The 3,385-nt window shown below is 71.4% G+C and carries 7 protein-coding genes; all 7 read right to left on the minus strand.

Annotated features, from left to right (window positions below; translation table 11 throughout):
• Positions 1-506, minus strand: a 506-nt coding sequence (locus tag ACR2JA_RS09035; RefSeq protein WP_434008761.1) for a glycoside hydrolase family 19 protein, incomplete at its 3' end; no start/stop codon positions are given.
• On the minus strand, positions 503-718 hold the full coding sequence (locus ACR2JA_RS09040) for a hypothetical protein (RefSeq protein WP_434008762.1): 216 nt from the start codon (positions 716-718) through the stop codon (positions 503-505). The genes ACR2JA_RS09040 and ACR2JA_RS09035, both read right to left, overlap by 4 nt.
• Positions 715-1,110 (minus strand): hypothetical protein, encoded by a 396-nt coding sequence (locus tag ACR2JA_RS09045; RefSeq protein WP_434008763.1) that lies wholly within the window; start codon positions 1,108-1,110, stop codon positions 715-717. The genes ACR2JA_RS09040 and ACR2JA_RS09045 overlap by 4 nt, the downstream gene beginning before the upstream one ends.
• Positions 1,111-1,150: 40 nt before the next feature.
• Positions 1,151-1,666, minus strand: a complete 516-nt coding sequence (locus ACR2JA_RS09050) for a hypothetical protein (RefSeq protein WP_434008764.1) — start codon at positions 1,664-1,666, stop codon at positions 1,151-1,153.
• A 6-nt stretch (positions 1,667-1,672) separates the two neighbouring features.
• Positions 1,673-2,725 (minus strand): WD40 repeat domain-containing protein, encoded by a 1,053-nt coding sequence (locus ACR2JA_RS09055; protein ID WP_434008765.1) that lies wholly within the window; start codon positions 2,723-2,725, stop codon positions 1,673-1,675.
• Position 2,726: 1 nt separating this feature from the next.
• Positions 2,727-3,086 (minus strand): hypothetical protein, encoded by a 360-nt coding sequence (locus ACR2JA_RS09060; RefSeq protein WP_434008766.1) that lies wholly within the window; start codon positions 3,084-3,086, stop codon positions 2,727-2,729.
• A gap of 36 nt (positions 3,087-3,122) precedes the next feature.
• Positions 3,123-3,385, minus strand: a 263-nt coding sequence (locus ACR2JA_RS09065; RefSeq protein ID WP_434008767.1) for a hypothetical protein, incomplete at its 5' end; no start/stop codon positions are given.

A 3,385-nucleotide genomic window follows, 5' to 3' on the forward strand; every position in this document is an offset into this window, starting at 1 on the left:
GCCAGGATGTTCAACTTCCGCGAATTCCAGAACCAGGCCGCCGTCATGCACGCCGCAGCCGGCAGCGCTGCAAGGTCAGGATGCGTGACCAGGGGCAACGCCAGGCCGTCCGCCGCGTCGACATAGTTGTCGCGCCCGGTGAGCTGCACCAGCCCGCGGCCGCGGTATCGCCAGCCGTCGCCGCTGGCCTCGTCGCCGTTGCCCAGCCGGCCGGCGTACACGCGGTTTGCCAGGGCCTGCGGGTTGCGCGTGAGCTGGGCGGCGTCGGCCAGGCTCTTGACGCGCGACGGGAACACCGCCCGGATGCGCTCGGGCGTGGTGTAGAACAGGTTTTCCTCCAGGCGCGTGAACCCGGCGGATTCGAGCGCGCACTGGCCCAGGAAAGCCGCGATGCGTGCCGGCGTGTGGATCGCAAACCGCGCGCAGGCTGCGGCCAGCGGCTCAGCAAACACGCGGGCCTGCGTCGGCGCGATGCCGGCGGCGATGAGACTGGCAACGGTGATCATTCGCGGACCTTCGGCTGGTCGATGAGGCGGCCCACGATGCCGGCCAGCAGCAGCACCGATGCCAGGGTGACGACGGCCCAGGGCGGGATGCTCGCGCGCAGGTCGTCGGGCAGCGCCTGCCAGCCGCCGAGCACGGCCACAGCGAGCGCCTGGGCCTGCACGCTGAACATGCGCCAGGCGCGTTTCCAGTTGGGGATGAGGCGGGGCTTCATGACGCGGCTTTCAGTTTCAACATCGCGGCAATGGCGGGCCAGCCGCCGAGCGTGTAAACGGCCAGCAGCGCCAGGCAGGCCCACAGCAGCTTGTCGACGACGAAGCGCAGGCTGCCGATGAGCCAGCCGCCTGCGGCGTTGAGGGCGCGGGCCTGCATGGCGTTTTGCGCGGCCTCCCAGGTGGCCGGGCTGCTGACGGCGGCGACGATGCCCTGCGCCATCAATTCGGGAATGCGCCGCTCCAGCTCGCGGATGCCGACCGTCAGCTCGCTGATCTGGTTGGCCAGGTGCTCGTGGTGCGCGCCCTGGATGTTCAGCGTCCGCTCGGCGCGGTGCATGCGCTCGTCCATGCTGCGCGGCTCTGCGGCGGGGGCGGCGTCGGCGGGGGTCATGGCGGCGTCCTGGGGCTGCAAGCGTGGTGGGCGGCGTGGCTCAGGCGCCCTGGCCAGGCCACTGGATCGCGGCGGGCAGTTCGGCCAGCAGTTCGGCGGCCGTGGGCGTGGGGCGGGCTCCTGCCATGACGGCGGCCAGCACGGCGTGGCAGTGCAGCCAGACGGCATCGCGCCAGGCGATGCAGGCGGCGCCCTCGGGCCGGAAGCGCGCGCTGGTGCTGGCGGCGTAGGTGCAGGCACTGAGGATGCTGTCGTAGCCGCGGGCCTGCGCCGTGGCGTCAAGGTGCTGCTGCACGGCGGCTTCCAGCGCGGCGCGGGCCTGGCGCTGCTGCTCGGCCCGTTCGCCGGCAGTCATGGCGCGCACTTGCCACGCGCCGGCTGACCACTCGACCACATCACCCGGGCCGGGCGTGGGCGCGGCGGGCGCGGGCAGGTAGCCCAGCGCGGCCAGCGCGGCGGCGGGCAGTTGGTGCAGCGCGGTGCGTGTGCTGCCGTCCGGCAGGCGCACGCGGGCGGGCAGCGGGGCGGGGGCGGCTTGGTAGTGGGTGTAGAGCATGGAGGCTTACAGGAACGAGCAGGCCGCCACACCGCCGCCAGGTGCGGGGCTGAGGGCAGTCTGCAGGGTGAAGGTGCTGCCGCTGATGCTGTAGAGATTGCTGCCGGCATTGAGGAAATTGCCGTCGCGGCCCCACGCGGCGCCGGCGCCCCCTGAGGGCGTTGGCGAGCCCAGCACAGTGAACGTGGTGCCGCTGGCGCTGTACACACGAAAATTGCCGGTGCCGAGATCGACACAAAGGTAGGCGCCCGTTGGCGAGAACGCGGCCCTGCCATTTGCGACGGCCGGAAGCGTGAAGCCCGTCAGCTTGGTCAGCGTGGCGCCGGCCAAGGTGTAGATGTTCAACCAGCCGCTTGTACCGCCCCGTTGGATTTGCACCAGCGTGGCGCCGTCAGGGCTCCAGGCGCACCCGTCGCCGCCCGCCGAGCCGCCACTGGCTGCGGTGCTGGTCAGCTTGGTGAACGTCGTGTCGCTGCGCTGGTAAACCGTCAAGTACGGCGTGGTGTTGTGTGCCACAGCCAGAAACTCGCCGCTCGGGCTCCACGCCACTTGCCGCGCCGCGCCGGTTGGAAGCGTGGACGGGTTGGACAGCTTGGTCAGCGTGTCCCCGCTGCGCTCGTAGATCGTGACAAACGGCGTGGTGCCGTGCCCCACCGCAAGAAACTTATCGTCGGGGCTCCAAGCGCAGGAAACGACCGCGCCGACCGGCATGGTCGCCGGGTTGGTCAGCAGCGTCAGCACGCCCGCGTTGTGGCTGTACCAGGCCATGGAGCTGCCGCCCACCACGGCCAGGTAGCCGCCACTGGTGCTCCACGCCACATCGGTCGGCACAAAACTCAGCGCTGCCGGCTGCGCTGCCGGGTTGTTGTCGCCATAGACCGTGTTCTTGCCGTAGATCTGCAGGTAGGGCGCGCTGCCGCTCACCACGGCCAGCAGGTTGTTGCGCCACACGCCCGGCCAGCGCACGTCGCGCTCGGCGTCTGCCGCCTGCTGCAGCGTCCACACGCCGGGCGAGCCCAGGCGCACGGGGGCGGGGGTTTTTCCGATCAGGCGCGGCATGTCAGGCCACTTCGTCGTAGCTGCACACGGCCGCGAGGTCGCCTGCGGCGCTGGCGGTCAGGCGCAGGCTGTCGCCCTCTTCCAGCCAGACCGGGCCGTCGCGCCCGATGATGAGCACGCTGGCGTCGGCCGGGATGACGACGGTGCTGGCCAGCCGCGTGGCGGTGGTGCCGCGGTACAGGTCCACCGTCACGTCGCAGTTGGCCGAGCCGTCCACGTTGGCCACGTACAGCGAGGTGACGCGCAGCGCCTTGCCGCTGCTGGCGGCGTTGCTGACGATGGCAGTGGCGGTGGTGCCGATGGCCTGCGTGGCGGTCTTGCCGGTGACGGACGTGGGGGCGGCGATGTTGGGGGCGGCCATGGTGTGGGGGGTCTCCTGGGTGGGCGGGGCTGGCGGTCAGGCACCGCCGCCGATGAGGGTGAGCGAGACAAGCGCGCTGACGGTGCCGGTGGACACCAGGGTGGTGCCGCCTGCGTCGGAATAGATCTGCACGGTGACGCTGGCGCTGCGGCTGCCGCTGACGCTTTGCGTCCACTGCAGTTCCAGGTCGACCAGGGCGCGGTGCAGCGTGCCGGCGGCCAGGCCGGCGTCCCACGCGCTGCCGCTGTCCAGGGTGAACTTGACCCAGCGGGTGCTGCCGATGCCGGCGGTGGTGGGGG

Origin of the sequence: Hydrogenophaga sp. (assembly GCF_051007235.1) — a bacterium.
Taxonomy (GTDB): domain Bacteria; phylum Pseudomonadota; class Gammaproteobacteria; order Burkholderiales; family Burkholderiaceae_C; genus Hydrogenophaga.

Bases quoted from the DNA above. Each gene is read 5' to 3' on its own strand.
- ACR2JA_RS09055 (WP_434008765.1), bottom strand. From the start codon at position 2,725: ATGCCGCGCCTGATCGGAAAAACCCCCGCCCCCGTGCGCCTGGGCTCG.
- ACR2JA_RS09045 (WP_434008763.1), bottom strand. From the start codon at position 1,110: ATGACCCCCGCCGACGCCGCCCCCGCCGCAGAGCCGCGCAGCATGGAC.
- ACR2JA_RS09050 (WP_434008764.1), bottom strand. From the start codon at position 1,666: ATGCTCTACACCCACTACCAAGCCGCCCCCGCCCCGCTGCCCGCCCGC.
- ACR2JA_RS09040 (WP_434008762.1), bottom strand. From the start codon at position 718: ATGAAGCCCCGCCTCATCCCCAACTGGAAACGCGCCTGGCGCATGTTC.
- ACR2JA_RS09060 (WP_434008766.1), bottom strand. From the start codon at position 3,086: ATGGCCGCCCCCAACATCGCCGCCCCCACGTCCGTCACCGGCAAGACC.